This is a genomic window from Psychrobacter sp. AOP3-A1-26 (genome assembly GCF_052378235.1).
GTDB lineage: Bacteria > Pseudomonadota > Gammaproteobacteria > Pseudomonadales > Moraxellaceae > Psychrobacter.
On sequence record NZ_JBQSXN010000204.1, the window covers coordinates 1 to 734 of the forward strand.

A 734-nucleotide genomic window follows, 5' to 3' on the forward strand; every position below is an offset into this window, starting at 1 on the left:
TTGATTAAAGGCTTGGCATTAATCAATAATAAAAGCCGGCAGGGAAACGACAGGCGCCCCCTACTCTTTTCTTCCTATACACTAACATATGCTCTACTATTTGCCCAAATTACTTCTCAGATTTATCCAAATCGATAGACACTGAGTTGATGCAATAGCGCATGCCTGTGGTCTCACGTGGTCCATCGGGGAATACATGGCCTAAATGCGCATCGCAGTTGCTACAAGTGACTTCGGTACGGCGCATACCTAGCGAATCATCTACATGCTCATCGATGGCACTATTATCGATGCCCTGATCGAAACTTGGCCAGCCACAACCTGCATCAAACTTGCTATCAGCATCGAATAACTTAGCACCGCAGCCTTTGCAGCGATAGATACCTTTGTCATCAACATCATTATAAACACCCGTGAATGGACGTTCTGTGCCCTTTTCACGCATCACATGATACTCGTCAGCGCTCAGACGCTCTTTCCAATCAGTATCGGTCAGTTGACTGATTTCTTCTTTGTTCAGTTGATTGTCTTGCATAAATTATCCTTATTAAATGATTATCTAATCTGCTGTGTGGACTGCTATCTTTTATATAGCCTCCCATTAGGGCTTTATCGTCCAGTTTTTTGCAAAAACGATAAACTTTATATATCGATTAAGTACTAACTATTCAAGCCAAACATTACAAGAATGTACACAGTACCGAGTAACCGCCCTAAGTATTAAAATTAAATAA

1 protein-coding gene is annotated in these 734 nt (G+C 41.4%); it reads right to left on the reverse strand.

All coding sequences use genetic code 11. The features are described 5' to 3' along the window. Positions 1–109: 109 nt before the first annotated feature. Positions 110–535, reverse strand: a complete 426-nt coding sequence (gene msrB / locus ACT3TU_RS14315; protein WP_192523386.1) for a peptide-methionine (R)-S-oxide reductase MsrB — start codon at positions 533–535, stop codon at positions 110–112. Between the last annotated feature and the right edge of the window lie 199 nt (positions 536–734).